Annotated in this window: 3 protein-coding genes and 2 pseudogenes; 3 read left to right on the forward strand and 2 right to left on the reverse strand. The window is 59.6% G+C overall.

Annotated elements, in window-relative coordinates; all coding sequences use genetic code 11:
* Positions 1-119 precede the first annotated feature (119 nt).
* Complete coding sequence (locus M0D67_RS41680; RefSeq protein WP_266243579.1) at positions 120-797, forward strand: RraA family protein; 678 nt, start codon at positions 120-122, stop codon at positions 795-797.
* A gap of 20 nt (positions 798-817) precedes the next feature.
* Here M0D67_RS41680 and M0D67_RS41685 read toward each other — a convergent pair whose 3' ends face one another.
* Entirely contained in the window at positions 818-2239 is a 1422-nt protein-coding gene (locus M0D67_RS41685; RefSeq protein ID WP_266243581.1) for an aldehyde dehydrogenase family protein, read from the reverse strand.
* A gap of 113 nt (positions 2240-2352) precedes the next feature.
* Here M0D67_RS41685 and M0D67_RS41690 point away from each other — a divergent pair, with 113 nt between their 5' ends.
* Both M0D67_RS41690 and M0D67_RS42210 read left to right on the forward strand, forming a co-directional pair.
* Positions 2353-3249 carry a LysR family transcriptional regulator gene (locus M0D67_RS41690; protein ID WP_266243583.1) on the forward strand — a complete coding sequence of 299 codons (897 nt, stop codon included), beginning with the start codon at positions 2353-2355 and terminating at the stop codon, positions 3247-3249.
* Between the two features lie 312 nt (positions 3250-3561).
* Positions 3562-3663, forward strand: a pseudogene (locus M0D67_RS42210) (transposase domain-containing protein); the annotation flags it as partial.
* Here the strand turns inward: M0D67_RS42210 and M0D67_RS41695 are convergent.
* Positions 3659-3774 (reverse strand): annotated as a pseudogene (locus tag M0D67_RS41695) (bacterioferritin); the annotation flags it as partial. The pseudogenes M0D67_RS42210 and M0D67_RS41695 overlap by 5 nt on opposite strands.
* Positions 3775-4344: the final 570 nt, after the last annotated feature.

Here is a 4344-nt window from a genome sequence, read left to right on the forward strand (position 1 = left end):
TAATCGGCACCTCCTTCTCCAAAGGATAGATGTCCGTTTTTCTGGGTCAACTTCACTCGGCTAGACGAGGCTCGCCGTCAGTTTGGGTACCACCGCCTTCAGTCTTTGAAGGACTCAGCATGAGTGACGAACACGATCCGTTCGCCGATACGTCAATCTCGGTGCGCAAAACGGTAGCGCTACCTGCAGACCAGATCAAACGAGCCGCCAGGCTCGGCTCGGCGACACTTCACGAAGCTGGAGGCCGGATCGGGGCGTTACCGTCGTCGATCAAGCCGACAGCCGCCAGTTTCAGGCTGGCAGGGCCGGCTTTTACTGTGCACTGCCCGCCGAACGACAATCTGTGGATTCATCGAGCCATCAAGGCGGCCAGCCCGGGCGATATCCTGGTCGTCTATGCAAGCGGCCACTATGAAGCAGGATATTGGGGCGAGGTCATGTCGACTTCAGGAATGGTCGCCCGACTGGGTGGCCTGGTCATAGATGCGGGCGTGAGAGATGGCGCTCTGCTTGAGGAAGTTGGGTTTCCTGTTTTCTCAAGAGGCTTATGCATCCGCGGTACCGGGAAAGATTTTGGTGCGACGGGATGGCTTAACAAGCCTGTGCTGATGGGTGACATCTTCGTGAGTCCTGGTGACCTGATCGTAGGTGACATTGACGGAGTGGTCTCTATCCCCAATGAGCGGATTGGTGAGGTGCTTCTCGCCGCGGAGAAACGTGAGGCGGCGGAGAGGGAAATTCTGACGAGGCTGCGCGCTGGAGAGTCGACCTTGCAAGTATTTGGTCTAGACCGTTGAGGAGGAGGGCGGTCAGGGCTTCACGACACCCCCAGCAACGTCTTTGCCTCGAGGTACGATTCCAGACCAAGCACGCCGTACTCGCGCCCGACGCCCGACTGCTTAAATCCGCCGAACGGCGCCAAAGGATCGTGCTGTAGCGTGTTGATCATCACTCGACCGGCCTGCAGCCTTGTCGCCACAGCCTTTGCCCGTGCCGGATCGGACGACATGACGTAGGCGTGCAGGCCAAACACCGTATCGTTGGCCATGTCGATCGCTTCCTCCTCGCTGCCATATGTCAGGATGGACAGAACGGGGCCGAAGATTTCCTCACGTGCGATGGTCATCTCGCTGCGCACATCGGCAAATACCGTCGGCTTGACGAAATAGCCTTGCTCTAGCCCCGCCGGACGCCCCTCGCCACCCGTGATAAGCGTAGCGCCCTCGGCGAGACCGAGCCTGATGTAGTTCTGAATGCGTTCATACTGGTTGCGATTGGCCAGAGGTCCAATGACGGTCGTTGGGTCGGCCGGGTCGCCCACCTTCATCTGCGCCACTGTCTCTTTCACCACCGTGATCGCTTCTGCCAAGCGCCGCTCAGGTACCAGCAATCGGCTCCCCGAGATGCATGCCTGCCCGTTGTTCATGAACGCCGCATTGAGCGCGAGCGGAACTGCCTTCGTCAGGTCCGCATCGTCAAGGATGATGGACGGGGATTTCCCGCCCAAGGCGAGGTGGACACGCTTCATGGTGTCGGTCGCCGCGCGCTGGATGATCTTGCCCACCGCCGTGGAGCCAGTAAAGGAAATCTTGGCGACATCCGGGTGCGTGCTCAATTCTGCGCCCACGACGTCGCCGCGTCCGGTGACGATATTGACGATGCCTGCCGGCAACCCTGCCGCATGAATTGCTTCCGTCACGATCCTGTTTTGTATTGGGCTCAGCTCGCTTGGCTTGATCACGGACGTGCAACCTGCGGCGATGGCCATCGCCAATTTGCTACAGATCGAACCGGCAGTGCTGTTCCACGGAGTGATGAGGGCAGCAACGCCCACAGGTTCCATCACTACGGTTGAGGTACCCATCACGCGGGTGAAGTCATAGGCCTCCAGCGTCACTGCGGCGTCAAGAAATGATTGCGCCGCGAAGTGAGAGATCCAGGTGGCCCGTGAAACAGGCGCGCCATATTCTTCAATCGTCGCATCGCGCAGTGCATCGCTGCATTCCAGGACGGCAGCGTGCAGCCGCTTCAGCATGGCGACGCGCTCGCCGACTGTTGTTTGCGCAAATGCCGGCAACGCCCTTTTTGCCGCAGCGATGGCGCGACGCGTGTCCTGGGCGTCGGCGAGGGGCGCGCGTGCGAGAGGCCTTTCGGTGGTCGGGTTGATGATTTCAACGGTCTCGGTGCCGTGCGGTGTCACGAAGGTGCCGTCGATGTAGGTCTGGTGGATGGTTTGCATGATCGCTCCTGTGTTTCCCCGGACTATCGGGAGGTGGTGCACGCAGCATACGCCGGCCCAATTATTCTGATAAGATGGATAAAGTTTGATATCTTGGTTCGAAAATCGGGATAATGCAGAAATCTGGCTTAGTCGGCCTGGAGGCCGCACTTGCTGTTGCCCGCTGCCAGAGCTTTCGCCGCGCAGCGAATGAACTCGGCATCTCGACCACGGCCTTGAGCAACGCTGTTTCGGGACTGGAAACGCGACTCGGCGTTCGCCTGTTTCATCGGACCACCCGTAGTGTCTCGCTGACCGAGGCTGGCGAGCACTTCGTCGCCCGGATCGGGCCGGCCTTGTCGGAGATTCGCGGCGCCATGGAGGAAACTACCCTCCATCGCCTTTCGCCTATTGGCACGCTCCGCATCAACGCCTCGCTGGGCGCAGTCCGCATGGTGTTTGCGCCCATCGTACTGGTGTACCTGAGCCGCTACCCCGATATGAAGGTGGAGATCGTGACCGAGGGGCAAATGGTCGACATCGTGGCCGAGGGCTTCGATGCCGGGATTCGCCTGAGTGAGACGGTGCCGCAAAACATGGTCCGCATCCCGATCGACGGTGATCTCCGGATGGCGGTGGTGGGTTCGCCTGAGCACTTCTCACGGTTCCCGACCCCAACTTCACCGGCCGAGCTTGCCGGGCACCCCTGTGTACGGGCCAAGTTTCCCAGTGGTGCGCCGTCGCGCTGGGAGTTCTCCCGTCATGGCGAACCAATGAATATCGAAGTAAGCGGACCACTCACACTCGACGACCCGGGCCTCATGCGTGAAGCCGCCTTGGCCGGTACGGGCCTGGCCTATCTGGCCGATTGGTATGTGCGTGACGACCTGGCGGCTGGACGGCTTGTGCGCGTGCTGCAGGACTGGACGCCCAGCTACCGTGGTCTGGCGCTCTACTATCCCCCTGGGCGGCAGCTACCAGCGGGACTCCGCGCTTTTGTTGATCTCATTCATGAACTTGGCCAACGATAGTGCGCGTGGCATTGTTCGCGTTCTTCCCGCCACCCGGCATGAAATGAAGTACGGCGACGCCCGGTCGGTCGCGGTAGGGACGGGAATTGCTCCTCGCTCCTCGCTCCCCGCAGAGATCCGTACGTGCAGAATTACTCAACGCTTGATGTGTGGTAACGGCGAGGGTCATTGGAGATCGGCCGTCAACTTCTGCCCTTAACGCACGGACTATGCCTAATCGCGACAACTAGAATGCGCTCTTCGAGCGCTTGGGCTGTCACCCCTCCAGCGTGACTTTCTATTCGATTCGGCATAGCGTGGGATTCGGCATAAACCTGCAGGGCCAACGGCATCGATCCGTACCGCTAACTGAACTGGCTGTTCCAGCGTCTCCCGCGTGCGAACACCGTAGATGACTACGACGCGCTGCGGTGATCCACTCTCCGACTTGCTGTGCGTGCAACAACGATTCGTCGGCCTGCTTACGTAGTCAGGATCTGATCGGAATCCGCCGAATCCGAAGACGAGAAACGAATAGTGCGTATACACGAGTGCCTACTTTGAAGTGTGAGGCATGTACGACGAAATCCGCCGTTTGAAATTGGATCGTGAGCCCTTTGGATCACTGGAGCGGGTCGAGAGTACGCATCCGCTGAGGATCCGGTCTTCGCGGGCGCGATGCTCCGAACGACAGGAAAGGAAAATTAAGCTGCCTCGTGAACGGCGACACGTGAACGTCAGCAATGGCCGAACTGCTGTCTGCGAGAGGTCAGCTTGAGTGACCGGACCACTCGGTTTACCGCCGTTGAATCCCTGACATCACGACCGGCGGCAATGGGCCAATCTGCGACCTTAATGGATGGGAGGAGGCAGGTCCGAGTCGTCAGGTCATCGCGGCAAAGCATGTCGTCGCATCATTGCCGCGATAACGCGGGTTATCGCCGTACCGATGCGCCATTAAATATATTCCTGAGAATGGGGACTATCACGAGAGGGGAACGGTAGCGGTGAGTGGCCCCAAAGGCGCGAACCCGTGGGCCGTGATCGTTGGAAGCCCTCGGTGTTAGCGGCGGTGTAAAAGCGTCATTAGATGGCGGCGCAAAGTTGAGTAGAAGC

It is taken from the genome of Paraburkholderia sp. SECH4, assembly GCF_030511745.1.
GTDB classification, from domain to species: Bacteria; Pseudomonadota; Gammaproteobacteria; order Burkholderiales; family Burkholderiaceae; genus Paraburkholderia; species Paraburkholderia madseniana.